General features: G+C 71.4%; 24 protein-coding genes. 9 read left to right on the forward strand and 15 right to left on the reverse strand.

Annotation, left to right across the window (positions count from 1 at the left end; translation table 11 throughout):
- Positions 1 to 15: 15 nt before the first annotated feature.
- The 4 genes from J1792_RS35020 to J1792_RS09155 form a co-directional block, all read right to left on the reverse strand.
- Entirely contained in the window at positions 16 to 1023 is a 1008-nt protein-coding gene (locus J1792_RS35020) for a DUF4328 domain-containing protein (protein WP_207246979.1), read from the reverse strand.
- A gap of 324 nt (positions 1024 to 1347) precedes the next feature.
- Positions 1348 to 1872 carry a hypothetical protein gene (locus J1792_RS09145; protein ID WP_086575370.1) on the reverse strand — a complete coding sequence of 175 codons (525 nt, stop codon included), beginning with the start codon at positions 1870 to 1872 and terminating at the stop codon, positions 1348 to 1350.
- Between the two features lie 114 nt (positions 1873 to 1986).
- Complete coding sequence (locus J1792_RS09150) at positions 1987 to 4119, reverse strand: glycosyltransferase (protein WP_372446082.1); 2133 nt, start codon at positions 4117 to 4119, stop codon at positions 1987 to 1989.
- A 72-nt stretch (positions 4120 to 4191) separates the two neighbouring features.
- Positions 4192 to 5766, reverse strand: a complete 1575-nt coding sequence (locus tag J1792_RS09155) for a beta-N-acetylhexosaminidase (RefSeq protein ID WP_207246980.1) — start codon at positions 5764 to 5766, stop codon at positions 4192 to 4194.
- A gap of 361 nt (positions 5767 to 6127) precedes the next feature.
- Between J1792_RS09155 and sdhC the strand changes: the two genes are divergently transcribed.
- From sdhC to J1792_RS09175, 4 genes are read left to right on the forward strand one after another with little or no spacing between them, the layout of a single operon-like run.
- Positions 6128 to 6508: a succinate dehydrogenase, cytochrome b556 subunit gene (sdhC, locus tag J1792_RS09160; RefSeq protein WP_086572078.1), complete on the forward strand. Its 381-nt coding sequence runs from the start codon at positions 6128 to 6130 to the stop codon at positions 6506 to 6508.
- An 8-nt stretch (positions 6509 to 6516) separates the two neighbouring features.
- The gene (locus J1792_RS09165; RefSeq protein WP_086572079.1) at positions 6517 to 6993 is read left to right on the forward strand and encodes a succinate dehydrogenase hydrophobic membrane anchor subunit; all 477 of its coding nucleotides are present in this window, start codon (positions 6517 to 6519) and stop codon (positions 6991 to 6993) included.
- Positions 6994 to 7025: 32 nt separating this feature from the next.
- Positions 7026 to 8780 carry a succinate dehydrogenase flavoprotein subunit gene (gene sdhA / locus J1792_RS09170; protein ID WP_086572081.1) on the forward strand — a complete coding sequence of 585 codons (1755 nt, stop codon included), beginning with the start codon at positions 7026 to 7028 and terminating at the stop codon, positions 8778 to 8780.
- Positions 8780 to 9538: a succinate dehydrogenase iron-sulfur subunit gene (locus tag J1792_RS09175; RefSeq protein ID WP_086572083.1), complete on the forward strand. Its 759-nt coding sequence runs from the start codon at positions 8780 to 8782 to the stop codon at positions 9536 to 9538. The genes sdhA and J1792_RS09175 overlap by 1 nt, the downstream gene beginning before the upstream one ends.
- Before the next feature lie 105 nt (positions 9539 to 9643).
- Here J1792_RS09175 and J1792_RS09180 read toward each other — a convergent pair whose 3' ends face one another.
- Genes J1792_RS09180 through J1792_RS09190 form a run of 3 tightly spaced genes read right to left on the reverse strand, consistent with a single transcriptional unit; the run spans position 9644 to position 12637 of the window.
- The gene (locus tag J1792_RS09180) at positions 9644 to 11842 is read right to left on the reverse strand and encodes a DUF4132 domain-containing protein (protein WP_242645487.1); all 2199 of its coding nucleotides are present in this window, start codon (positions 11840 to 11842) and stop codon (positions 9644 to 9646) included.
- Complete coding sequence (locus J1792_RS09185; RefSeq protein WP_086572087.1) at positions 11842 to 12246, reverse strand: hypothetical protein; 405 nt, start codon at positions 12244 to 12246, stop codon at positions 11842 to 11844. Before J1792_RS09185 ends, J1792_RS09180 begins: the two co-directional genes overlap by 1 nt.
- A gap of 46 nt (positions 12247 to 12292) precedes the next feature.
- The gene (locus J1792_RS09190) at positions 12293 to 12637 is read right to left on the reverse strand and encodes a MerR family transcriptional regulator (RefSeq protein WP_086572090.1); all 345 of its coding nucleotides are present in this window, start codon (positions 12635 to 12637) and stop codon (positions 12293 to 12295) included.
- A gap of 61 nt (positions 12638 to 12698) precedes the next feature.
- Here J1792_RS09190 and J1792_RS09195 point away from each other — a divergent pair, with 61 nt between their 5' ends.
- Together J1792_RS09195 and J1792_RS09200 are read left to right on the forward strand one after the other, a co-directional pair.
- Entirely contained in the window at positions 12699 to 13481 is a 783-nt protein-coding gene (locus J1792_RS09195) for an alpha/beta fold hydrolase (protein ID WP_086572131.1), read from the forward strand.
- A 113-nt stretch (positions 13482 to 13594) separates the two neighbouring features.
- Positions 13595 to 14860, forward strand: a complete 1266-nt coding sequence (locus J1792_RS09200; protein WP_086572092.1) for a M48 family metallopeptidase — start codon at positions 13595 to 13597, stop codon at positions 14858 to 14860.
- Positions 14861 to 14862: 2 nt separating this feature from the next.
- On the opposite strand, the gene J1792_RS09205 is transcribed toward J1792_RS09200, so the two are convergent.
- The 3 genes from J1792_RS09205 to J1792_RS09215 all read right to left on the reverse strand — a co-directional run bounded on the left by J1792_RS09205 (position 14863) and on the right by J1792_RS09215 (position 16472).
- Positions 14863 to 15096 (reverse strand): hypothetical protein, encoded by a 234-nt coding sequence (locus J1792_RS09205; RefSeq protein WP_086572094.1) that lies wholly within the window; start codon positions 15094 to 15096, stop codon positions 14863 to 14865.
- Between the two features lie 40 nt (positions 15097 to 15136).
- Positions 15137 to 16120 carry a DUF2207 domain-containing protein gene (locus tag J1792_RS09210; RefSeq protein ID WP_207246982.1) on the reverse strand — a complete coding sequence of 328 codons (984 nt, stop codon included), beginning with the start codon at positions 16118 to 16120 and terminating at the stop codon, positions 15137 to 15139.
- A gap of 94 nt (positions 16121 to 16214) precedes the next feature.
- Complete coding sequence (locus J1792_RS09215) at positions 16215 to 16472, reverse strand: ribbon-helix-helix domain-containing protein (RefSeq protein WP_086572098.1); 258 nt, start codon at positions 16470 to 16472, stop codon at positions 16215 to 16217.
- Between the two features lie 509 nt (positions 16473 to 16981).
- Here J1792_RS09215 and J1792_RS09220 point away from each other — a divergent pair.
- Positions 16982 to 17239: a hypothetical protein gene (locus J1792_RS09220; RefSeq protein ID WP_207246983.1), complete on the forward strand. Its 258-nt coding sequence runs from the start codon at positions 16982 to 16984 to the stop codon at positions 17237 to 17239.
- A gap of 157 nt (positions 17240 to 17396) precedes the next feature.
- Positions 17397 to 17798, forward strand: coding sequence for a hypothetical protein (locus J1792_RS09225; RefSeq protein ID WP_086572102.1), 402 nt, complete (start codon positions 17397 to 17399; stop codon positions 17796 to 17798).
- Between the two features lie 100 nt (positions 17799 to 17898).
- On the opposite strand, the gene J1792_RS09230 is transcribed toward J1792_RS09225, so the two are convergent.
- Both J1792_RS09230 and J1792_RS33935 read right to left on the reverse strand, forming a co-directional pair.
- Positions 17899 to 19461, reverse strand: coding sequence for an ABC transporter substrate-binding protein (locus tag J1792_RS09230; protein ID WP_086572104.1), 1563 nt, complete (start codon positions 19459 to 19461; stop codon positions 17899 to 17901).
- 116 nt (positions 19462 to 19577) lie between these two features.
- Positions 19578 to 19859, reverse strand: coding sequence for an SCO4848 family membrane protein (locus tag J1792_RS33935; protein WP_242645488.1), 282 nt, complete (start codon positions 19857 to 19859; stop codon positions 19578 to 19580).
- A gap of 109 nt (positions 19860 to 19968) precedes the next feature.
- Here J1792_RS33935 and J1792_RS09235 point away from each other — a divergent pair, with 109 nt between their 5' ends.
- Positions 19969 to 21456 (forward strand): D-alanyl-D-alanine carboxypeptidase family protein, encoded by a 1488-nt coding sequence (locus J1792_RS09235; RefSeq protein WP_483883521.1) that lies wholly within the window; start codon positions 19969 to 19971, stop codon positions 21454 to 21456.
- 1 nt (position 21457) lies between these two features.
- Here J1792_RS09235 and J1792_RS09240 read toward each other — a convergent pair whose 3' ends face one another.
- From J1792_RS09240 to trpS, 3 genes are all read right to left on the reverse strand, one after another.
- Entirely contained in the window at positions 21458 to 22363 is a 906-nt protein-coding gene (locus J1792_RS09240) for a YihY/virulence factor BrkB family protein (RefSeq protein WP_086572106.1), read from the reverse strand.
- Positions 22364 to 22446: 83 nt separating this feature from the next.
- Positions 22447 to 23070: a 2'-5' RNA ligase family protein gene (locus J1792_RS09245; protein ID WP_086572108.1), complete on the reverse strand. Its 624-nt coding sequence runs from the start codon at positions 23068 to 23070 to the stop codon at positions 22447 to 22449.
- 142 nt (positions 23071 to 23212) lie between these two features.
- Positions 23213 to 24226, reverse strand: coding sequence for a tryptophan--tRNA ligase (gene trpS / locus J1792_RS09250; protein ID WP_086572110.1), 1014 nt, complete (start codon positions 24224 to 24226; stop codon positions 23213 to 23215).
- Positions 24227 to 24273: the final 47 nt, after the last annotated feature.

Here is a 24273-nt window from a genome sequence, read left to right on the forward strand (position 1 = left end):
TACCGTGCCCGTGGTTCAGTAGCCGGCCGGACCGCTGCCGAAAGGATTCTGCGGCGGCGGGGCGCTGGGCGGAGGACCGTACGGCGCACCGTACGGCGGCGGGACCGGGCCGCCGGGCTGCATGGGAGGCATGGCGGGCGGCATCGCGGGGGCCCAGCCCTGGGCCGGAGCGGGCGCGCCGTAAGGCATGCCGGGCGCCATACCGGGCGCCATGGGCGGCATGCCGCCCATGGCCCGCTGCTCCTGCATCCCGGACAACTGCCGGACGACGAGCAGCGCGAGCACGGCGGCCGCGGCGGAGAGCAGCTCCGACAGGCCGCTGACCGCGAGCGAGCTGCTGAGCGTGTCGAGGGCGTCGCCGGGGTCCGAGCCGACGGACGCGTGGATCTTGCTGTTGGCCGACTGGTACATGGACGTTCCGATCCCGCCGACCACCATGCTCGCCAGCCACACCGTCCACCAGGCGTTGAGCAGGCCCTTGGGCGCGCTCTGCGGGCCCGCCGGGGAGCTGGCGCGGTAGATGTCGTTGGCCATCTGCTTGGGGAACCAGAAGTTGACGACCGGCGTGATCCACGCGCCCACCGCCCAGCCGCTGCCGAAGCGGTGCGTACCGGGCGCGAAGACCTCGGCGTTGAGCCGCATCCGGCGGAACCAGATGACCCACAGCACGCCTGTCACCAGCATCGACAGCATCTGCAGGATGGTCATCGAGCGCGCGAAGTCGTCCGCGTCGTTGATCTTCTCGCGGTCCATGGCCATGAAGCCGCCGCTGATGACGTCCTGGACGGCGCTGCGCTGCTGGCCGGTCGCGGCCACGTGGAGCAGCGCCACCAGGACGCACACGCTCAGCAGCACCATCACCGCGATGCGCACGCCGCGCCGCAGGTCGACCCCGCCGACGGGCAGGCCCATCGGCGCGGGCGGGGGCGGCGGATAGCCGTAGCCCGCCGGGGCGGCCGCCACCGGGGCCGCCGCCGGCTGCTGGTACGCCCCGCACGCGGCGCAGCGTCCGTCGGGGCCCACGGCGGTGGCGCGGCAATGACCGCACGGATACATCTCTACTGACCCCCAGAGTGGTGGCCCGGCTCCCGGCCACAGGGAAAACGTCTACGAGCGGGTGATACTACGCGCCCGGCGTGCGCCCCTGAGCGCTACCGGCCACGTTTGCGCCTACCCGCCAGTACCCGGGGTGTGACGAATTTTCGATTAACGACGCTGTAAGGAGTGCGTACCTCACCAGGGTTCGCAACGGGCGGGCGGCCGGGGCCTCTCCTGTGGGGGGTGGCGGCCCCGGCCGCCCTCCGTCCGTACACCTCTACGTTCATCTCTACGTTCGTACGTCGCCGCTCAGCGGCCGGCGAGCGGCTCCACCATGCCGAGCCGCGCCAGGAGTTCGTGGAAGAGGTTCTCGACCAGCGGCTCGGGGTCGGCGGCCAGCACTCCCGCCAGCTCCGCCGCGTCCGCCGCGTGCCCGGCCTCCGCCGCCCAGGCGGCGCAGTCGGCCGCGGCCGCCTCGGGGGTGGGGAAGAGTTCGTCGAGGCCGAGTTCGGTGTCGGCCATGTAGCGGGCCAGCGGGGTCCGGCCCAGGCACGCGGACCAACTCGCGCCGCCGGGGTGGGCGCCGCCGACGACCGCGCAGTCGCTCTCCATGACGTAGGCGGCCAGCGCCGGGGCGCCGGTCTCGTCGGCGAGCGCGCGCACGAGCGCGTCCACGCCGGCCGGTTCGGGTGGGCCGGGGTGCCGCCACAGCTGCCAGCCGCCGGCGAAGGTCCCGGCCGGTATCAGGTGTTCACGGCTCGCGGCGAGGACCGGGCACTCGGCGAGTGCCCGGTCGCCGCCGCGGCCGAGGAGTAAGTAGCCCCAGAAGCCCATGAGCGTTCCCCTTCGGTCTGTTCGTCTCCACGAACGTTTCCGTCCGCGAAACAAACGGCTCTGGGACGTACAGCGCGGCGGGCTCCTCTTGCGTCACATCCGCCACGGGCGGGCTCAGGCGTCCTCGCCCTCCAGGTCCTTCACCGTGACCGTCAGGTCGTTGGTGACCGTGAAGTACGGGCGCAGCCGCACCGCGCCACGCGTCGCGGCCGGGAAGGTGTCGATGCCCTTGCGGTCGGCGAAGTCGCCGGAGATGCGGCCGAGGCGCACCAGCGCGGCGCCGGCCGACGGGCGCACGTACAGGTCCCACAGGTCCTGCTCCGCGCCGATGCGCCGGGTCATCGGCTCGTAGGGCAGGAGGGCGGTGGCGTTCTCGACGGCCGCGCGGACGTCGTCCACCGAGCCGTCGGCGCCGCGCAGCCGGGCGACGAGCTCGGCGCCCTCGCCGAGGCGCGCGTCGCCCATCGCCTCGAGCGTGACCATGATCCCGTCCTCGCCCACCCGCACTTCGGCGGCCTCGACGTGCTGGGTGCGCAGCCAGGTGCGCACCGCCAGGAAGCCGTCGCTCGTCTCGTACGGCACCCAGGCCGAGGCGCCCTCGGCGGTCTGCCGCGGGGGCAGGGTCAGCAGCGCCTTCTGCTCGACGAGCGCGGCCGTCAGCCGGCGGCGCGACTTGTCGCCGGAGCGTTCCACATAGCTGTCCCAGCGCCCCTCGGGCAGGGTGTGGGCGTCGCGCTCGACGCGGGCCTCGACCCACTGGCCCGGCTCGGGGCGCTGCTTGGGCAGCGCGGCCCGGACCGCCTCCTTGCCCTTGCTGCCCCGGTGCCGGAGCAGGACGTGGGTGTCGGCCGCGGTCAGCTGCTCGGCGCGCAGGCGGACGAGAAGGGAGCCGTCGGCGTCGACCGCGCAGCGCGCGTCGGGGTGGGCGGTGTCGCCCTGGGCGGCCGGCGCCGGGGCGACGGGGCCGCGCTCCTTGCGGCCGCCGCCGAACAGGCCGCGCAGCAGCCCGCCCTTCTTCGCCTTGCCCGGCGCGGTGCTGCCGGGGCGCAGCTCCTCGAAGAGCTGCTCGTAGCGCTGGGCGATGGCGGACGGTTCGTAGCGGTGCGCGGCGGTGCGGGCGGCCGCGCCCAGGCGGGCACGCAGTTCGGCGTCGCCGGTCAGCCTCAGCAGGGCGTCGGCGTAGGCGTCGACGGCGTCGGAGTCGTCGAGCGGGACGAGCACGCCGTCGGTGCCGTCGGTGAGGATCTCGCGCGGGCCGTAGGGGCAGTCGGTGGCGATCACCGGCAGGCCCGCGTGCATGGCCTCGACGATGGTCATGCCGAAGGACTCGGCGTCGGAGGCGACGGCGGCGACGGCTCCCTTGGACCATTCGGTCTCGATGGGCGAGCGGGCGCCCATCAGCGTGACGCGCTCGTACAGGCCCAGCTCCTCGATCTGCTTGCGCAGCTTGGCCTTGGCGGGGCCGCGTCCGTAGATGCGCAGGTTCCAGTCGGGGCGGTCGGCGGCGACCTTGGCGAAGGCGGCGATGAGGCGGTCGTAGCGCTTGACGCCGACGAGGCGGCCGGCGGACACGATCGTCTTCGAGGTGCCGTCGGAGGGGCGGCGGCCGGGGCGGGGACGGCGTTGGGGATGGAGAGGATGCGCGCGTGGGCGTCGGGCAGGGCCTCGCGGTAGTGCCCGGCGTCGGCCTCGGAGACGGTGGCGAAGGCGTCGAGGGCGGCGATCGCCGGGTCCATCACGGCGTGCAGCTCGGCGACGTGCGCCTCGTGGGTGAGGTGCTCCTGGCCCAGGCGCAGGTAGGGGCGGTCGGCGGCGTACTTCGCGAGGTAGCCGATGAGCTTGGGGCGGGTGGCGATGACGACGTCGGCGTCGGTGGCGGCGAGGTGGTCGGCGACCCGCCGGTCGGTGAGGGCGGTGGCGGCCATGCGGCCGTTGTCGATGCGCTCGTCGCGGAAGATCTCGCTGGGGCGCTGGTTGAGGGGGTCCGTGTACTCGTCGCCCTCGGTGCCCTCGCGCAGGTCGACCAGCGGCACCAGGCGCACCCGGGGGTCGATGGTGAGCTCCGGCTCGTCGGCGGGCCGGTTGACGCTGATGATGCTCACTTCGTGCCGGTCGGCGAGGGCGGCGGCCAGGTTGACGGTCGAGCGGATGGTGCCGCCGATGCCATACGCGTTGTGCAGCAGGAATTCGATCTTCATCGGGCCCTCGTTCAAGTGCGCGTTCAAGGCGCGGCGCGCGGGCGCGCACACCGCCGGGGTGGGCCGTACGGGTGCGCCGCGCGCGCCGCAGGCTTCATCCCCGGAGGTTAGGCCCTTCGGCTCAGCGTCGCACGCGAGTGGCCAAAGCGGAGAAATCGGCCCATGTGAGCTGCGGCGGCGCCGGATCCCACAGCTTCTGGGCGACGGCGGCCAGCGGCATCCGGATGCCGGCGGCGACCTGCTCGGGCGTCTGGGCCTCGGCCCGGTCGCACCACACGGCGAGCCGGCCGCCGGGGATCCGGTCCGCGCCGGTGGGTCCGGCCGGGACGGACACGGTGCCGCGCAGGACGGCGGGCGACCACTGGCGATAGATGCGCTCTCCGGTGGGGTAGCGGAACTGGTTGGGCTCGCCGAGCACGTAGTAGAGGTACTCGTCGTTGAGGTTGACCACCGTGCGTCCCTCGTTCAGGTACTCCTGAGGGGGACGCGCCCCGAGTTCCTTGCCCGTCCAGTACTCGACTTCGATGGTTTTGTCGGGTGTGACGACCCCGCCCCGGAAGAAGCCGTCGTTCCAGGCCTTGGGCGTCTTGCCCAGGGCGCGCACGACGGCGGCCCGGTCGTTGAGCCAGCCCGTGGCCAGGTCCTGCACCAGGGCCCGGGGGCCGTACTTCTGCCGGGCCAGCTCCGCCAGCCGCGGGTAGGCGACCTGCGGGTTCTTCGCCGTCAGCGCGCGGTACTCGTCGGAGCCCAGGTGGAAGTACGGGCCGGGGAAGAGGGGAGCGAACTCGCGCAGCAGGTCGTCGACGACGCGGGCGGCCTCGGGGTTGGCGACGTCGACCGCGCCCCGGGCCACGGTTCCGGCGGCGTCGCGCAGCTGGAGCGCGGGGTGGGCGGTCATGACGGCGCCGAGGTGGCCGGGCGAGTCGATCTCGGGGACGACGGTGATGTGCAGGGCGCTGGCGAGGGCGACGATCCGGCGGAGCTCGGCCTTGGTGAGGTGCTGGGGCGAGACGACCTCGGGATGCGAGGCGGACTCGATGCGGAAGCCCTGGTCGTCGGAGAAGTGCAGGGCCAGCTGGTTGAGCTTGAGGTCGGCCATCTCGCGCAGCCGGGCCTCGATCCAGCCGGCGGAGAAGTGCTTGCGGGCGATGTCGAGGTTGAGGCCGCGCTGGGGCCGGTCGGGCCCGTCGCGCAGGACGCCCTCGGGCAGGCCGCCGGCGGTGCGGACGGCCTGGACGACGGTGCGGGTGCCGTAGAACAGGCCCGCCTCGTCGGGCGCGGTGATCGTCGCCTTGCGGCCCTGGACGGTCAGCTCGTAGGACTCGGGGCCGCCGCTCTGCCCGGCGCGCAGGCCCAGCTCCACGTCACCGGGCCGGGCGGGCCCGGGGCCGGTGGGCAGCCTGAGGTCCTCGGCGAGCCGGCGGGCCTCGTCGGCCAGCGGCCCGCCGGGGTCGGCGACGACGCGGGCGCCGGCGGCGGGCCGCCAGCCGGGGCCGGTGCGCTGGTTGTAGGTGCGTACCGAGGGGACGGTGGCGGGCTTGCCCGGCCGCACGGGCGGGGGCGCGAAGACGGCGGGGGCGGAGGAGGGGGCGGCCGGGGAGGAGTCCGAGGCCCGGGCCGAGCGCGAGTCGTCGTCGCTGGGGCGATCGGCGGAGCCGTCCCGTGGACAGCCCATCAGGGACAAAGTGACCACCATGGCACAAGTGGCCACAACGCCCCGGATGGCGGAAGCGCGAGGGGTCCTTGCCGGCCGTTCCGTCCGTCCCATGGAGTAAACCTCCTCATAGATCCTAAAAGGGATCTATATGGCGAAGATATGGCTTTTCTCCGTATCTACCCCAATAGGCATCCAGACACGCCGGGAGGTATCGGACAAGGTTCCCGCAGGTCGCCGTAGGTCCTAGGCCGTACGTGCCTGTTTGATCACACCTGCCCACCCCGGGGGACCGAAGCGACAAGGCGTCGCTACGATGGCCAGGGCCGGTGGACCGTACCCGGCCGGGCCCGACCGACAGTGAAGCCGGCAGGCCCCAATCCCCGCTCCCGGAGGGTTTTCCGTGCCGGCTGGAACGCTGTACCGCGGCCGGGAAGGCATGTGGTCCTGGGTGGCTCATCGAGTCACCGGCGTCCTCATTTTCTTCTTCCTGTTCGTTCACGTCCTCGACACCGCTCTCGTCCGCGTCTCCCCCGAGGCGTACGACAACGTGGTCGCGACGTACAAGACGCCCATCGTCAACGTGATGGAGTACGGCCTCGTGGCCGCCATCCTCTTCCACGCTCTCAACGGCCTCCGGGTCATCGCCGTGGACTTCTGGTCCAAGGGACCGCGCTACCAGAAGCAGATGCTCTGGTCCGTGGTCGCGGTCTGGGCCCTCCTGATGGCAGGCGCCTTCTACCCCGTGCTCCAGCACACGCTGCGCACGCTGTTCGGGAGCTGAGTCGCAAGATGTCCGCTGAAACCACCCCCGCCGTGAGCGGCGTCGACGACGTCACGCTCTACGACGTCGACAACCCGGCTCCGGTCATCGAGGCGCCGCGCAAGCGCACCAAGAAGACCCCGAAGGCCACGCGCACCAACTTCGAGATGTACGGCTGGCTCTTCATGCGCCTGTCCGGCATCCTGCTGGTCGTCCTGGTCCTCGGCCACCTGCTGATCCAGCTCGTCCTCGACGGCGGCGTCAGCAAGATCGGTTTCGCCTTCGTGGCCGGCCGCTGGGCCTCGCCGTTCTGGCAGGCATGGGACCTGATCATGCTGTGGCTGGCGATGCTGCACGGCGCCAACGGCCTGCGCACGGTCATCAACGACTACGCCGAACGTGACAACACCCGCTTCTGGCTGAAGATGCTGCTGTACACCGCCACGGTGTTCACCGTCCTGCTGGGCACGCTGGTGATCTTCACCTTCGACCCGAACATCCGCTAGGCCACGGGCTGAGGGACTGAGGTAACCCACTCATGAAGATTCACAAGTACGACACCGTCATCGTCGGCGCCGGTGGCGCCGGCATGCGCGCGGCCATCGAGGCGACCAAGCGCAGCCGCACCGCGGTGCTCACCAAGCTCTACCCCACCCGCTCCCACACCGGCGCCGCCCAGGGCGGCATGGCCGCCGCCCTCGCGAACGTCGAGGAGGACAACTGGGAGTGGCACACCTTCGACACGATCAAGGGTGGCGACTACCTGGTCGACCAGGACGCCGCCGAGATCCTGGCGAAGGAGGCCATCGACGCGGTCCTCGACCTCGAGAAGATGGGCCTGCCGTTCAACCGCACCCCGGACGGCACCATCGACCAGCGCCGCTTCGGCGGTCACAGCCGTAACCACGGCGAGGCCCCGGTCCGCCGGTCCTGCTACGCCGCGGACCGCACCGGCCACATGATCCTCCAGACGCTGTACCAGAACTGCGTCAAGGAGGGCGTGGAGTTCTTCAACGAGTTCTACGTCCTGGACCAGCTGATCACCGAGGTCGACGGCGTCAAGAAGTCCGCCGGTGTGGTCGCCTACGAGCTGGCCACCGGCGAGATCCACGTCTTCCAGGCGAAGTCGGTCATCTACGCCTCCGGCGGCACCGGCAAGTTCTTCAAGGTGACCTCCAACGCCCACACCCTGACCGGTGACGGCCAGGCCGCCTGCTACCGCCGTGGCCTGCCGCTGGAGGACATGGAGTTCTTCCAGTTCCACCCGACCGGCATCTGGCGCATGGGCATCCTGCTGACGGAGGGCGCCCGCGGTGAGGGCGGCATCCTCCGCAACAAGGACGGCGAGCGCTTCATGGAGAAGTACGCGCCGGTCATGAAGGACCTCGCCTCGCGCGACGTCGTCTCGCGCTCCATCTACACGGAGATCCGCGAGGGCCGTGGCTGCGGTCCCGAGGGCGACCACGTCTACCTCGACCTCACCCACCTGCCGCCGGAGCAGCTGGACGCCAAGCTCCCGGACATCACCGAGTTCGCCCGGACGTACCTCGGCATCGAGCCCTACACGGACCCGATCCCGATCCAGCCCACCGCGCACTACGCCATGGGCGGCATCCCGACCAACGTCGAGGGCGAGGTGCTGTCCGACAACGACACCGTCGTCCCCGGCCTGTACGCCGCCGGCGAGGTCGCCTGCGTGTCCGTGCACGGCGCCAACCGCCTGGGCACGAACTCGCTGCTCGACATCAACGTCTTCGGCAAGCGCGCCGGCATCGCCGCCGCCGAGTACTCCGCGAAGGCCGACTTCGTCGAGCTGCCGGAGGACCCGGCCGCGCTCGTCGTCGACCAGGTCGAGCGGCTGCGCAACTCCACCGGCAGCGAGCGGGTCGCCGAGCTCCGCAAGGAGCTGCAGGAGACCATGGACGCCAACGTCATGGTCTTCCGCACCGAGCAGACCATCAAGACGGCCGTCGAGAAGATCGCCGAGCTGCGTGAGCGCTACAAGAACGTGTCCGTCCAGGACAAGGGCAAGCGCTTCAACACGGACCTGCTGGAGGCCATCGAGCTGGGCAACCTGCTCGACCTGGCCGAGGTGATGGCCGTCTCCGCGCTCGCGCGCAAGGAGTCCCGCGGCGGTCACTACCGCGAGGACTACCCCAACCGCGACGACGTCAACTTCATGCGCCACACCATGGCGTACCGCGAGGTCGACGCGGACGGCAAGGACTCGATCCGCCTCGACTACAAGCCGGTCGTCCAGACCCGCTACCAGCCGATGGAGCGTAAGTACTGATGGCTACCCCGACTCTCGAGAAGGCCGAGTCCCCGGCCGAGGTCTCGCCGTACATCACGGTCACCTTCCGCGTCCGCCGGTTCAACCCGGAGGTCTCGGCCGAGGCCACCTGGCAGGACTTCCAGGTCGAGATCGACCCCAAGGAGCGCGTCCTCGACGGTCTCCACAAGATCAAGTGGGACCTGGACGGCTCGCTGACGTTCCGTCGCTCCTGCGCGCACGGCATCTGCGGCTCCGACGCGATGCGGATCAACGGCAAGAACCGCCTCGCGTGCAAGACGCTGATCAAGGACATCAACCCCGAGAAGCCGATCACGGTCGAGCCCATCAAGGGCCTGACGGTGCTCAAGGACCTCGTGGTCGACATGGAGCCGTTCTTCCAGGCGTACCGCGACGTCATGCCCTTCCTCATCACCAAGGGCAACGAGCCGACGCGCGAGCGTCTGCAGTCCGCCGAGGACCGCGAGCGCTTCGACGACACCACCAAGTGCATCCTGTGCGCCGCGTGCACCTCCTCGTGCCCGGTGTTCTGGAACGACGGCCAGTACTTCGGCCCGGCGGCGATCGTCAACGCGCACCGCTTCATCTTCGACTCGCGTGACGAGGCCGGAGAGCAGCGCCTGGAGATCCTCAACGACAAGGACGGCGTCTGGCGCTGCCGGACGACCTTCAACTGCACCGACGCGTGCCCGCGTGGCATCGAGGTCACGAAGGCGATCCAGGAAGTGAAGCGTGCGCTGATCACGCGCCGCTTCTGACCTGCGGTCCGCCGCGTCTTCCGAAAGGTCCCGTTCCCGCGAGGGAGCGGGACCTTTCGTTTCGTTCGGTCCAGTTCGGTCCAGTCCGGTTCCGTTCGGTTCGGTTCAGAGCTGGCTGGTGATGGTCCGGTCGGTGATCTCCTCGTCCCGGGCGAGCATCATGGCCTTGCTGAGGATCGTGGAGAGCGTCCGGTCGCCCTCGAAGGGCAGATAGCCGGCGTCGGCGGCCGCCCCGGCCGCCTTGGGCACGATGCACAGGTACCGGTCGTGCGGGCTGATGAGGATGTTGCCCGAGCCCATGTGGATCTTGTACGTGTGGAGTTCGCCCCGCACCAGCAGGAACCGGCCCTCGATCCGGCAGCGGTCGGCGATCGCCAGCCGCGGCACGACCCGCTCCAGCAGCTCGGCGCGGGTCCGCGCGCTCTGCGACAGCTCGCCGAAGCCGTACGAGGTCCAGTAGTCCCGGAAGCGGCCCTCGGGTCCGCCGTCCTGCCAGGTGGGATCGTTGCCCACGCTCGCCACGCCGACGAACAGGTCGACGTCGCGCAGCACCTCGCTCAGCACCAGGGGCGGTATCTCCGCCAGCGGTATCGGCTCGACGGGCGTCTCGTTCCAGCCCGGGCGGTAGTCGCCGGAGCCGGCGTGGGCCATGTGCGGCGGCGCGCCGACGGGGTAGAAGCGGACCTGGTCGGTGGACAGCCACAGATAGCTGCCGGACGCGGTGAGGTCCGCCCCCGTCCTGTCCTCCACGCCGTCCACCCGGAACTCCGCGCGCAGCCCCCACTCGGGCAGCTCGCGCGTCGCGGGCGGGTAGGAGTCGTCGACGCACAGGCGCAGCTTGTTGTTCCACCCGCGGACGGCGGCGAGGGAGTGGAACTGGTGCTGGCGCAGCACATGGGCCGCGAAGCGGTTGGAGTAGACGCGGGTGGCGCGCTCGGCGTCGGTGAGCAGGTACACCTCGCGGTGGGCCTGCTTGAACGGCTGGGTGATGCCGTGCTGCTCGAGCCACTCGCGCCAGGCGAGGACCTCGGCGGGCTCGCGGACGGCCGGGTGCCACAGCTCGACCGGGGCGTCCGGGCCGGCCGTCACCGCGTCGCCGGCCGGCGTGCGCCAGGCGCCGTCGGCGAAGCCGCAGGCCCGGCCGTCGACGATCCACAGCAGGCGGCGGGCGAGGGTGCCCACGAGCGGGTGGTCGGCGTAGCGCTCGCGCCAGGCGGCGTACGTCCAGCGGCGGCGGGCGAGGAAGAGCCGGTCCAGGCGCTCGCTCTGGGCGCCGAGCATGCCGTCGATGTCCTTGACCGCCGCCTTGAGCTCCTTGAGCTCGTCGCCATGGTCGCGCCGCACGCCGGCGGGCGGGCTCTTGACGGCCTTTCCGGTGGCGTTGTGCCAGGCGAGGACCGCCTTGCCGCCCCGGACGGCCAGTTCGGCCGTGCAGTCGCCGAGGGTGTGGACGCTGCGGCCGACCTCCGTCAGGCCGTACGAGGGGACGGCCAGCTCCTCTATCTCGTCGCGGCCGAGTCCCATCGCCTCGGCCCGGGCCGTGAGCGCGGTGTCGAGCTGCTTGAGCGTGCCCTTGTAGGTGATGCGGGCGGAGAGCCGGGCCAGCTCGGCGAGGGCCGGGTCGCCGTCGATACGGGAGAGGGCGAGCACGGCCGCGTTGGCGATCTTGGGGCTGCGCGGGCCGAGGCCGGGGACCTTGCGCAGCGAGAACGTCACCAGCGCGCCCAGGGCGCGGACGGTGTCGGGGTGCGGCGGGAGCAGGGCCAGCAGCCAGGTGATGCCGCGCAGGGCGTCGACGTTGTACGGGTCGAACTCGTCGTTGGGATCCGAGCCGTACTCGGGGACGTGCAGCGGCGCGGTCCGGGGGCGGCCGGCGAGTTCGAGCCAGGACAGCAGGCGCGGGCGTACGGCGTCGGGGGCCTCGTCGAGCTCGTCGAGCAGGGCCCGGGCGGTCTTGTCCCACTTGGCGGCGGGCCGTGCGGTGCGGGCGGTGGCGGCGTGGGCGAGCAGCCGCCGCCATGTGTCGCCGAGCGCGGGCAGCTCGGCCAGGGCAAGGTCGGTCCAGGCCTCCCCCGGGTTGACGACGGGCTCGGTCAGGCCGGCGACGGTCCTCGCCCAGTCCTTCTCGACCTGCCAGGCGGCGACCATGGCCGTGCGCCTGAGCACGCCGACGAAGGTGCCGGGGAGCGGCTGCCCGGCGGCGAGCGCGGCCTTCAGCAGGGGCCACAGCTTGTGGGTGTTGTAGCAGACGTGGAGCCGCCCGAGCTCTTCCATCCGGGCCTGGTCGTCGGTCGTCGTCGTCATCAGCCACCCACCAGCGGAACGAGCTTGAGGAACGTGATCTCGGCGCCGGCCGTCAGGTCGACCTCCTCGTCGAGGTCCCATATCTGACGGTCGCCGACGAGCACCAGGAAGCCGTTGCGGCCGAAGTCGGCGAGCGCGCGCTCGTAGTGCTTCTGCGGGAGCGTGTGCCGGGCCTCGCGCTGGTCGGTGCCGGTGCCGTTGCCGTTGAGAAGGCGCTCGGTCTCCGTCGGCTTGACCAGCCCCTGGCCGCCCTCCGCGCGGGCCGCGTCGAGCGCGGCCACCTCCTCGAACACCCGACGGCGGATCACCTCACGCAGCGTCAGCCGCGCCTCCGGCCACTCGAGCGCCCAGGCGTCGCGTCGCTCCCCCGATGTCGTCTCGTCGACGAGCCTCACCTTTGCCATGTGACAGAGAGTAGGGGCGACCACTGACAACGCCCCCAGGCGCCTGTCAGCGCAGGCTCGAGCTGACCTCCAGCAGCGCTTCCTTCTTGCGCCGCAGCTCCTCCATCTCCGCTTCCATGCGGGCCATCTGATCGTCCAGCACCCCCACCGAATGGGAGCAGGACTGCAGCCCGGGCCCGCCCTGGGCGCAGGGCATCAGGGTCCGGATGACCTCCGTCGTCAGTCCGGCGTCGAGCAGTTCGCGGATCCGGGCGACGCGTTCGGCGGCGTCGGGGTGGTAGCGGCGGTAGCCGTTGGCGTCGCGCTCGGAGCTGAGCAGGTCCTGCTGCTCGTAGTAGCGCAGGAGCCGAGGGCTCACTCCCGTACGACGTGACAGCTCACCGATGCGCATGTGCGACGTTCCCCCACCGGACTTGACCTTGACACTGATGTCATACGGCAACCTCCTGCCCATGACACGCATTCCCGCGCTCTCCACGTCCGTCACCGGTTCCGGCCCCGGCCTCCTCCTCGCGCACGGCGCGGGCGGCGGCATCGAGGGCAACTACGCCCCGATCCTCCCGGCCCTCGCCGCCGCCCACACGGTCGTCGCCCCCGACTACCCCGGCTCCGGCGCCACGCCGCGCCTGCCGGACGGGCTCACCGTCGACCTCCTGGCCGACGCGCTCGTCGCCGAGGCGGACCGGGCGGGCCTGGAGACCTTCACGCTGATCGGCTACTCGCTGGGCACCCTGGTGTCCGTACGGGTGGCCGCCCGCCACCCCGAGCGCGTACGCGGCCTCGTGCTGACGGCGGGCCTGGCGCGCCCCGACAACCGGCTGCTGGCCTCGCTCGACCTCTGGCAGAAGCTGCTGGCCGACGGTGACACGCAGTCCTTCGCCCGCTTCGTCGCCCTGTCGGGGTTCGGCGAGGACTTCTACAACGCCGTGCCCCGGGACCAGGTGGGCCCCTTCCTCGACCAGATCGCCGCGACCGTCCCGCCCGGCGCCGGCGACCAGGCCGGTGCCGTACGGTTCGCCGACACCACCGCCGACCTCGCGGGCATCTCCGTGCCCACCCTGGTCATCGCCACCACCCAGGACACCCTCGTCTCCCCCGCCAACTCGCGCTACCTGGCGGACCGCATCCCCGGCGCCGAGTACGCCGAGATCGCCACGGGCCACGTCCCGATGGCCGAGCGGCCGGAGGAGTGGCAGAAGCTGATCACGGACTTCCTGGACCGGAAGGGTCTGTGAGCGGCGGCGGACGCGGCTGCGGACGGCCTGTCGTACCGGGCCGTCCGAGGCCTGCACGGTAGGGTCCGTCGATCATGTGTGCGGCTCTGGGGAGGGCCGCGAGGGGAGAGAACATGACGACGCGCGCATGCCCGCGCTGTGCCACCGCCATGCCGGTGGACGACCGTTTCGTCACCTGGTGCGACGCCTGCGACTGGAATGTCGACCCGGTGGAGCCGGAGTTACCCCCGGGCCGCGTCGAGGCGTTGCGGCACCGGTTGTCACAGCATCACGGAGAACGGCTCTACGCCGAGGCCCAGGCCGGCAGCGGCGGGGAGGACCCCGAGTGGTCCCGGTGGGATCCCGCCGGCGTGGCGGCACAGGCCATCGCCCTGCTCGTGCACGGCGTCACGCTCGCTCTCGCCGTGGGCGGAATCCTCCTGATCGTCCAGGGCAGCGTCGTCCCACTGCTGCTCGGCGTCATCCTGCTCGCGGTGGCGTTCGTCCTCCGCCCACGCTTCCCGGGACTGCCCGACGACCTGCCGGTCCTGCGCCGGGCCCAGGCGCCCTCGCTCTTCCACCTGATCGACGGGGTCGCGGAGGCGGTCGGTACGCGGGGCGTGGACGCCGTGGTGGTCGAGGCCGACGCCAACGCCGGCGTACGCCCCTACGGCTTCGCACGGCGGCGGCGCGCCCTGTTCCTCGGGCTCGGGTTGTGGGAAGTCCTCACACCGCAGCAGCGCGTCGCGCTCCTGGGCCATGAGCTCGGCCACTACGCCCACCGCGACACGCGCCGCGGCTTCCTCGTCAGGACCGCGCTGGACTGCCTCCTCGCATGGCGGTACTTCCTCGCTCCGATCGCCAACCCCAACATCGCCGAGCGCCTGGCGAACTGGCTGATGGCGGTCGGCCGCTACCCGGTGCACGGGCTGCTGGCCCTGCTCGACCACCTGACGCTGCGCGCGTCGCAGCGCGCCGAGTACCGCGCGGACGACCTGGCCGCGCACGCCGGATCGGCCGCGGCGGCCGTCGGGCTCATGGACCGGCTGCTGATCACGGACACGGTCGAGGACAGGCTCCGGCGCGAGTCGGTCAGGGCCCGGAGCCGGTCCGGCCGGTCCGGGACCGGCCGGGAGGCCGGACAGGAGCTGTGGGCGGCGCTGGCCGAGCACGTCGCGTCCGTCCCCGAGCGGGAGTACGAGCGACGGCGCCGGGCCGGCGCCCTGCGCGGGCACGGCGTGGACAGCACCCATCCGCCCACCCACCTGCGCCGGCAGCGGCTCGCGGCCGCGTCGCAGCACCCGGCGGCCGTGCTGCTCGGGGAGGAGCGGGACGAGGCGGTCGCCGCGGAACTGGCCGACGCCCGCGCGCGCGTCGCGCGGCTGGTCCTCCGGGGCTGAGGCTAGGGCGTGTCGTAGCCGACGGTGTTGGTGGCCTGCTCCTCCGGGGTGATCTCGGTGGCCCAGCCCTCGGGGGGTTCCTGGTACGGGCTGCAGGCGCCGCAGGCCGCGCACGTCCAGCGGGCGTGGATGCCGTGGACGACGGCGCCGCAGCCGGCGCACGTGTCGGTCGTGTAGTACGGCGGCTCACCGGGGGACGCGGGCGAGGCGGGGGCGCGCCAGGGGTACTGGTCCATCTCTTCAGACTGCCATGGAACGCGTCGGCGGAGGTGCCGGTCAGAGACCGCCGCAGCCGCCCCCGCATCCCGCGCCGCAGCCCGAACCCCCGCCGCACGCTCCTCCGAGCCCGACGCCCTCGCCACTGCCACCGGACTTCTCGAGCGGGGCCCTGATGACCTCCCACTGGTTGACGTGGTGGGGCGGGGTCCACTCGCAGCCCAGGCAGTGGGCGACCTCGCGGTCGGCGAGCACGACGGGGCCGAGTACGGCCAGGGCGCGGGCCAGGCCGGGCGCGTCGACGCCCAGCCGCGGTCGGTGGACGCGGCGTTCGTTCGCCCGCCTCTCGTGCGTGATCAGCTTGCCGCGCAGGCGGGCGCTCTCCGCGGCGACCTCGGGCATCCGGGCGTAGGGCGTGAGCCCCCTGGCGTCCCGGCTCCGGTGCAGGGCCGCCATCGCGGCCACCGCCAGAAGCAGGAGCCCCGCGAAGACGCCCCAGTCCCAGGCGTACTCCGCTCCCGGGGGCGGGCCGTCGGCCGTGAGCAGGACGAGCCGCACCCCGAGCACGATCAGTGCGGGCGCCGCGAGCAGGCCGAACGGCCACACCGGGAGCGCGCGGACGGGCAGCGGCAGCAGGCCCTGAGCGGTCAGCAGGCGGTCGTACTCCGCCGCGGCGGTCGCGTACGGCTCGCGCCGCACGAGGGCGGGAAGGTCCGCCGGAGGGTTCGCGGCCGCGACCATGGCCCGCTCGAGCGGATCGTCGGCCGCGGGGACACCGGGCACGACGTGCAGCGTGCCGTCCCGGCAGATCAGCGCGCCCCGGTGCAGCAGCGCCGCGGCGACCGTGGGCGCGAGCCGGTCCGGGTCCTCGCGCGACGCCCGGGCCATGGCATGGTCACCCCAGCCGACGGCCGGTCCCGGCCTGCGGACCGCTCGCTGCCTGCGGTCGGCGTGGAGCAGCAGCAACCCCCACGCCCAGGCGCCGAGCACGCCGAGGCCGAGACCTGTCCACAGCCAGGTGAAGTCCTGTGCGTAACCACTCATGCCGGTCCGGTCCCCCGTCGGTGCGCACTCTTTTTCCGAAGTGTGCGACGGAGGAGGGGAGTTGGAAAGCGGATCTACATTCGGGACATCCGAGTCAGACCATCCACAGCTGACGGACCGACTTGCCGTCGCGCGACTTGAGCAGAACTTCGCTGCCGTTCGCGGTCTCTCGTTCCACAAGATCCAGCAGGGCGACGGCGCGGCGCACCGTCTCGGTGATCGAGATGCCCTTGTGATCCTTGTACCAGCGGAGCTTGGCAGCTGTTTCCGCGTTGATGTTCACGCTTAGCCGAGTGACTTGGGTGTCGGTTGCAGGCGCTGTGGTCGGCGTGTCGGTCGAGTTCTCGGGCATGCCAGGGCTCCCATTCGAAGGTTCACGATGACCCGGGCACGGCAACGATCGGGCTCCGGCCACCGGGCTTCCAGACCCGGGCCATCCCGACAGACACGTGCACACGAGTCGGCATCCATGCCGCACGCAAGTACGAAGCAACCCCATTGCTCCGCCTGGGCGTGGTTCCCCCTATACGCAACCACAGCCGCATACGGCACCGGCGGTCACACCAGCCGGCCGGTCGGACTTCACAGGACAGCTAAACAACCCATCAGACCATTCCCTTCAGCCGTACTGGATCCAACGCGCTCCCTCATCCTGCGCTCCGAAGCAACCAATGTCAAGCAAATCCGCATGGTGTGAGCTTCAGATGTGACGCCGATCCACATTTGATGTGGATGGAATGTGGATCGAATGTTGATGAGAGTCACACCACATGTGATAGGATCGCCCCAGGCAACACTTGGGGGCACCTGCGGCACCGTCATCCCTTCGCCCTCGGGCGAACCTCAGAGGGGGCACCACGCGTGAGGATCTGCGAGAACGCCAAGGCGGGGGGCTTCCTCACCCCCTTCCACGAGTGGCACAACGCCTGTCAGCTGCTTCCAGCGCCCCAACTCCCCAGGGAGTTCATCCGCCCCGACGATCCGGACCCCTTCCTGAACGGCGAAGTGGTGCTCCGGGAGGAGGAGATGCCGCTGCCCGACGTCGAGACCTGGCGGATCGGTCCGCCGATCATGGTCTGCACCTGCGTCCCCGGCCAACGGGGGTGTCCCCACGAGTGACGGAACCGCCTCGACCGCCCCTGGACGACGAGGAGTTGCGGGAGGACGAACAGCCCCTGCCCGGCGCGAACGTCTGGACGCTGGGCCCGGCGGCCCCCTGGCCGCCGCCCCCACCGGAAGACCCGTCTCCGCACGTTCCGGAAGAGAGTTGATGCCCATGACGTCAGGCCGACCGGAAGACCTGATCGAGGACGAGGCGCCCGCCGGCAACGGCCTGGACCTCGCCTTCCTCCGGGAAGTCGGGTTGAGCTCGCCCGCCGCACCGGTGCGCGGCGTGTTCGAGGAGGACGAGCAGCCGGACCCGAGGGTGCGCGACGACCAGGTCGTGGGCCTGAAGGAGCGCCACATGAGCGAGACCCGCCGCACCCTGGCGGTGGGGCTGCTGTGGCTCGTCGGCCTCCTCACCGGCGTTCCCACGCTGGCGCTGGTCCTCGGCCACTGGACCCACTTCAAGAGTGACGACTACCGCGAGATCAGCCTGGTCATCACCCCGATCGTCGCCCTGGCCAGCGCGGCCTTCGGCTTCTTCTTCGCCAGCGACGAGCGCACCCGCTTCTGACCCGATTCCTTAACTGACACGTTTGCTTGATTTCCGACAGGGAGCGCGCCGAGCCGGACAGGAGGCCGCCGGCGCGCCCCGTACCGCCCCTACCGCCCTCTCACATCCGCCTCAGCTGCCACAGCCGCCAAATGCCCGTGCCGTCCGACAGGTACTGGGCGCCGGAGATGGACTTCGTGCTCACCGCGTAGTCCTTCTTCTGCCACAACGGCACCAGGGGAACGTCCTCGGCGACGATGCGCTGGATGGCGCGGAAGTCCTCGGAGACGCGCCCCCGGTCGTCGTTCTTCTGGGTGGCGCGGATGAGCTTGTCGATGCGGGGGCTGGAGTAGCCGGTGTGCAGGGCGTTGCCCGCCCCCAGCAGCGGGGTGGTGAAGGTGTCGGGGTCGGGGAAGTCGGCCACCCAGCTGATGGTGTACGCGTCGTACGCGCCCCGGGCGTAGCCCTCCTGGAACTCCTTCCAGCCCACCCGGCGGGTGTCCACGCGGAACAGTCCCGTGGCCTCGAGCTGCTTCTTCAGCAGCGCCGCCTCCTCGTCCGTGGCGACGCCCTGCGAGTAGGCGAGGCCGAAGCGCACCGGCGCCGTCAGCCCCGCCCGGGCCAGGAGCCGGGCGGCGAGGTCCGTGTCGGGCTGGGGGTAGGCGTCGTAGAAGGACGTCGTGTGGCCCGTGATGCCCTGGGGGATGAGCGAGTACAGGGGTTCCACCGTGCGCAGATGGACGTCCCTGGCCAGTGCGCTGCGGTCGAGGACCGCCGCGATCGCCTGGCGCACCGCCTGGTCCTTCATCGGCGAGCCGCCGCGCAGGTTGAAGACGAGCGCGCGCATGGTGGCGGCGGTCGTCTCGCTGACTCGGAAGGCCGTCTCCGAGGGCGAGAGCCCCGCCAGGTCGGCGGGCGGCAGCTGGCGGCCGACAACGTCGAGGTCCCGGCGCTGCCAGGCCTGCGCCAGCCGGGCCGGGTCGGCGAAGTACCGCACCGTCACGTCGCTCCCTTGCCGCTTCATCGCGCCCTGGTAGCGCTTGTTGGGCTTCAGCTCCGCGCTCGCGCCCGCCGTGTAGGCGTCGAGGAGGTACGGGCCGGAGCCGTCCACGGTGGTGCCGGTGCGCAGCCGGTTCGCCGGGTAGGTCCGGTGGTCGACGATCGCACCGCCACCGGTGGCGATCTTGAACGGGAAGGTGGCGTCCGGCACCTTCAGCCGGAAGGTCACCGTGTCGCCGTCCGCCGGGGCGTCGACCGAGCGCAGGGTCTCCACCAGCGACTCCGGGCCCTGCGGGGACTTGATGCGCATGATGCGGTCGAAGGAGAACTTCACGTCGGCCGCCGTCAGCGGGTGCCCGTTGGAGAACGTCAGGCCGGGCCGCAGCTCGCAGACGTAGGTGCGTAAGTCGTCGCCCGAGAAGCCGCACCGCCGTGCCGCGTCCGGCACCGGGGTGCTGGAGCCGGGGGCGTAGGTCAGCAGCGACTGGTAGATGTTGCTGTAGAGCGCCCAGGAGCCCGCGTCGTAGGCGCCCGCCGGGTCGAGCGTGCTGACCGTGTCGGTCGTGCCCACGCTGATCGGTCTTTGGCCGGATCCACCCCCCTCCGTGAACCCACAGCCGCCGACGGCTGCCGTCAGCAGCGCCGCCAGACCTACCGCACCCACCCGATTCCGTACACCACGCATCGCCTGCGCCCCTCCCGCCCAGTGATGCGCATCACGGTAAACACACGAACGTGCGTACGTCCTGGGAATCGGCCAAGTGATCGCCGACCGGGGGCGGAAGGAGCCCGGAGCGTCCGTTATGAGCTGCGCCGCAACGCCCGTACGCCACGCAACCCGATGATCCCGACAGCCGTCCCCAGAAGAAACGAGGTGATCGCGAGCAGCAGATGCACCCAGAAGTACGCGGTCGGATCACCGGAGTCGTCGAAGGCGAGCCCGCTGCCGTCCTTCCAGAGGTTCTTGACGAAAGTGATCCAGATGAACCAGCTCCACACCCCGAAGGCGAGCAGGAACCAGGACACGGGACGCGAGAGGGTCGCGGGGGTTCGGGGGGCGGCATCCCCGGAAGACTTCACCATGGGTTTCAGTATGCGTTTAGCCGCCCGCACTGGTCCTATCGGGTCCTCGACGCGGGCCCGCCGTGAGGCGCCGTCTTCCCTCACGGGGCGTAGAGGTACGTTCACCAGCGTGCCGACGAAGACATCACCTCCGCCGCGTTCCGCCGCGCGGTACTCCGCGACGCGCCGCCGACGCTCCCGCACCGCCGTCACCACCGCCGCCGCGCTGGCGGCCGGTGCCTCGCTGCTGCTCCCCCTGGCGGTCGCGGCCCCGGCCCTGGCCGCCCCGACGCCGAACCCGAGCTCCAGCGCGAGCCCGGACGCCGACGGCAAGGGCAAGCCCCCCAAGCTGCCCCCCAAGCAGCCGCCGGCCAGGATGTCCACGGTGGGCGGCGAGCTGCTCGGCAAGCCCGGCACCCAGGTCCGGCCCGAACCGGGGGCGCCCGCGCTGCCGGAGGAGCTCAGCGGCGACTCCTGGCTCGTCGCCGACGCCGAGTCCGGCGAGATCCTGGCCGCCCGCAACGCCCACTGGCGGCTGCCCCCGGCGTCCACCCTGAAGATGCTCTTCGCCGACACCGTGCTGCCGAAGCTGCCCAAGAACGAGCAGCACCGGGTGCGGCCGGCGGAGCTGGAGGGCATGGGCGAGGGCAGCAGCGCCGTGGGGATCAAGGAGGACTCGTCGTACTCCGTCCACGACATGTGGCTGGGGGTGTTCCTCCGTTCGGGCAACGACGCGGTGCACGTGCTGTCCTCGATGAACGGCGGCATCGCCCGGACCGTCAAGGACATGCAGGCCCACGCCGACGACCTCCAGGCCTTCGACACCCACGTCGTCACGCCCGACGGCTACGACGCCGACGGCCAGGTCTCCAGCGCCTACGACCTGACGCTCTTCGCGCGCTCGGGCCTGCAGAAGGCGGACTTCCGCGAGTACTGCTCGACGGCCACCGCGCAGTTCCCGGGCGAGGAGAAGCCGGGCAAGAAGCGCGAGACGTTCCCCATCACCAACACCAACCGGCTGCTCACCGGTCAGGGCGTGCCCGCCTACAAGGGCATGGCGGGCGTGAAGAACGGTTCCACCACCAACGCCGGCAACACCTTCACCGGCGTCGCCCAGCACGACGGCCGCAAGCTCCTGGTGACGGTCATGAACCCCGACATCAAGGAGCCCAACCAGGTCTACAAGGAGACCGCGAAGCTGCTGGACTGGGGCTTCGAGGCCGCGGGCCACGTCAAGCCGGTCGGCATGCTCGTGACCCCCAAGGGCGGGACCGACAAGCCGGGCGGGAGGACGGCCGGGCAGGGCGGGGAGAGCGCCCAGGCGTCGGTCGCCGGAAGCGGCGGAGACGGCATGTGGACGGCGGTCGGCCTCACGGGCGCGGCGCTGGCCCTGCTGGCGATCGCGGGCTTCGTGGTCAACCGCCGCCACCCGCTGCCGGCCCGGGCCCGGCACCGGTCCCCGGCCGAGCCGGGGCAGGACCGGAAGCCCGGGACGCCGGTGACGCCCGAGATGTCGGTGACGCCGACGACGCCGGTGACGCCCGAGACACCGGGGGCTCCCCCGAAGCCGGACCACAAGCCGGGTGCCCAGCCTGGCGACAAGCCGGACGCCAGCTGAGCTACACCTCGCCCTGTGCCGCCTCGGCGGACTCGGCGGACGTACTGGCGGACCCGTCGGATGTCTCGGCGGGTCCGTTCGTCGCCGTCCACGCGGCGCAGTAGAGCGTCAGCTTCGCCGTGAAGTTGATCCACAGCAGCAGGGCGACCGGCGTGCCGAAGGCCCCGTACATGCTCCTGGCCGCCACGCCCTGCAGATAGCCGCTCAGGACGAGCTTGAGCACCTCGAAGCCGACCGCTCCGATCAGCGCGCCCGCCACGAGCCGGCGCCGGCTGGGGTGCACTCCGGGCAGCCGGGACAGCACGAACACCATCATCAGGAAGTCGGCGAGGACGGCGGCGCCAAAGCCCGCCGCCGTCAGCAGAGCGCCGACCCCGCCGAGGCCTGCCTGGTCGACCACCCAGCCCGCCGCGGCCGACGCGAACGCCGAGCAGGCGGCCGACAGCAGGAAGACCCCGCCCAGGCCCACCAGCAGGACCGCGTCCTTGATCTTGAGCAGTATGGGGTTGCCGGGGCCCTCCTCCAACTCCCACACCGCCCGCAGGCACTCGCGCAGCGAGCCCACCCAGCTGATGCCGGTGAACAGCAGCAGGGCGCCCGCGACGAGGCCGATGGTGCCGGCGTTCTCGGTGAGGCCCCTGAGGTCGAGGCTGTCGGCGAGGCCGGGCACCTGCTCGGCGATCCGCCGCTCGAGGTCACGCGTGCGTGCGTCGCTCAGCGTGGCGGCCGCGACCGCCGTGCCCAGGGTCAGCAGCGGGAAGAGGGCGACGAAGCTGGTGAAGGTGATCGCGGCGGCGAGCCGGGTCCACTTCACCCGGTCGAGGGTCTCGTACGAGCGCCACGCGTGCGTGCGCATGACCTTCGTGAGGAGGGTGCCGATCAGGGGCAGCCGGGTCAGCCAGTCCATGATCGACCTTTACCATTCCCCGGACGGGCGTACGCCTCACCCGGACGGGTGAAACGGAGTGATGTCGCGGCGTACGGGCGCGCTCAGCGGGAGGGCGCCTGCGGGCGCGCCTGGCCCGCCTGGTCCGTATGTCCCGCCTGGTCGGTCTGCCGCGGCACGCCCGGGGGTGGATGTTCCCCGTCAGTCCGTCCGAAAGGGAAATCACGCTCCAGCCGCCATACGCCGTCCGCGCCCTGCTCATACAGCGCGAAGCCGTTGACGGTCCAGGCCGCCTCGTAGTCCGCGAGCTCCTCGAAGGCCCGGTCCATGGCCTCCTCGGGGATGCCGTGGGCGATCGTGACGTGCGGGTGGTAGGGGAACTGCAGCTCGCGGGCCACCGGCCCGGAGGCGTCCCGCACCCGCTTCTGCAGCCAGGCGCAGGACGAGGAGCCCTCGACCACGTTGACGAAGACGACCGGCGACAGCGGCCGGAACGTACCCGTCCCGGACAGGCGCATCCGGAACGGCCGGCCCTCGGCCGCGACCTCGGCGAGGTGGTCCTCGATCGCGGGCAGCGACGAGGCGTCCACCTCGGTGGGCGGCAGGAGGGTGACATGCGTGGGAATGCCGTGGGCGTGCGGGTCGCCGAAGCTCTCGCGGCGCTTCTGGAGGAAGCTTCCGTACGGCTCCGGGACCGCGATCGAAACGCCGAGCGTTACGGTCCCCACTGCGTTCTCCCTCCTGTGCGCCTGTACGTCCCCGTGGTCAGTGTGACGGCTGGGCCGCGTCCACTGCCAGATCACCTGGTCCTGCGCCGCCCGGATCACGGCCCCGACGTGCACGGAAGCCGCCGAACCGTATCCGGATGGCTCAGTGCTTCGCGGGCAGGAAACCCATCCTGTCGTAGGCCTGGGCCAGCGTCTCGGCGGCGACGGCACGGGCCTTCTCCGCGCCCTTGGCCAGGACGGCGTCCAGCGTCTCCGGGTCGTCGAGGTACTCCTGCGTACGGGCGCGGAAGGGGGTCACCCACTCCACCATGACCTCGGCGAGGTCGGTCTTGAGCGCGCCGTAGCCCTTGCCCTCGTACTTCTGCTCGAGCTCGGCGATCGTGGTGCCGGTGAGCGTGGAGTAGATGGTGAGGAGGTTGCTGACGCCCGGCTTGTTCTCGGCGTCGAAGCGGATGACCGTGTCGGTGTCGGTGACCGCGCTCTTGATCTTCTTCGCGGAGACCTTGGGCTCGTCCAGCAGGTTGATCAGACCCTTGGCCGTGGCCGCCGACTTGCTCATCTTGGCGGACGGGTCCTGCAGGTCGTAGATCTTCGCCGTCTCGCGGACGATGTGCGCGGCCGGCATGCGGAAGGTCTGGCCGAAGCGGCCGTTGAAGCGCTCGGCGAGGTCGCGGGTCAGCTCGATGTGCTGGCGCTGGTCCTCGCCCACCGGCACGGAGTCGGCCTGGTAGAGGAGGATGTCGGCCACCTGCAGGACCGGGTAGGTGAACAGGCCGACGGTGGTGCCCTCGGCGCCCTGCTTGGCGGACTTGTCCTTGAACTGCGTCATGCGGGAGGCCTCGCCGAAGCCGGTGAGGCAGTTCATCACCCAGGCGAGCTGCGCGTGCTCGGGCACGTGGCTCTGGATGAACAGGGTGCAGCGGTCCGGGTCCAGGCCGGCGGCGAGCAGCTGCGCGGCGGCGATGCGGGTGTTCGCCCGCAGCTCCTTCGGGTCCTGCGGGACCGTGATCGCGTGCAGGTCGACGACCATGTAGAAGGCGTCGTGGGTCTCCTGCAGGGCCACGTACTGACGGACGGCACCGAGGTAGTTCCCGAGGTGGAACGAGCCTGCGGTGGGCTGGATACCGGAGAGAGCGCGCGGACGATCAAGGGCCATGCACACATTCTCTCAGGTGCTGAACCGGACTCGGCTCAGCGGTGCGT

This window comes from Streptomyces triculaminicus (assembly GCF_017349075.1).
Classification (GTDB): Bacteria; Actinomycetota; Actinomycetes; order Streptomycetales; family Streptomycetaceae; genus Streptomyces; species Streptomyces triculaminicus.